The following is a 580-nucleotide window of genomic DNA, read 5'->3' as shown; positions in this document are numbered from 1 at the left end:
ATTGGTGGTTAGATCTTCTCGACTGTAACCGTCTATCTCGAATCGACCTTGCAGTCGATGACTTCCACGGCCTGTTTGGTCGTGAGTATGCAAAAAAAGCCTATGCCGATAATGCGTTTCGCACATCTGATAGGGGTTGCGGCCCTAGTGCAGGTGAGCGTTATTTTGCTGAACCTTCCGGCAAGGTTATCAATGAATCATTCGAGGTTGGCAACCGCAAATCTCGTATTTACTGGCGTATTTATAACAAGGCTGCTCAGCTTGGGCTCGATATGTTTTGGTTTAGAAGTGAGTGTGAGCTGAAGGAGATGCCAATCGACGTCCTTCTCGATATCAGCGGTTACTTCGCCGGAATTTGTGCGTATAGCGCATCTATCGTATCCAGCTCTCCAGTAAAGGTGGTTACAAAAAAGAAACAAGTTGCGCTCGATATGCACGGGCGCATTCGTTGGGCTCGTCGTCAAGTTGGCCGCACGTTAGCGGATATTGCTAAGTACTTGGATGGTGACTTGGAGAAAGTTTTCGGGTTGCTCATATCTGAGGATACGCAGGGTGATTTGCTCAACTTGCCTGATACATA

General features: G+C 47.6%; 1 protein-coding gene. It reads left to right on the top strand.

Going from position 1 to position 580, the window contains the following annotated elements:
* On the top strand, positions 1 to 580 hold a 580-nt coding region (locus R8O10_RS26480), incomplete at both ends, for a replication initiation factor domain-containing protein (RefSeq protein ID WP_318192133.1).

The sequence above is a fragment of the Vibrio sp. 1727 genome, from assembly GCF_033344415.1.
GTDB lineage: Bacteria > Pseudomonadota > Gammaproteobacteria > Enterobacterales > Vibrionaceae > Vibrio > Vibrio alginolyticus.
This window is presented reverse-complemented; position numbering and strand designations above follow the sequence as displayed.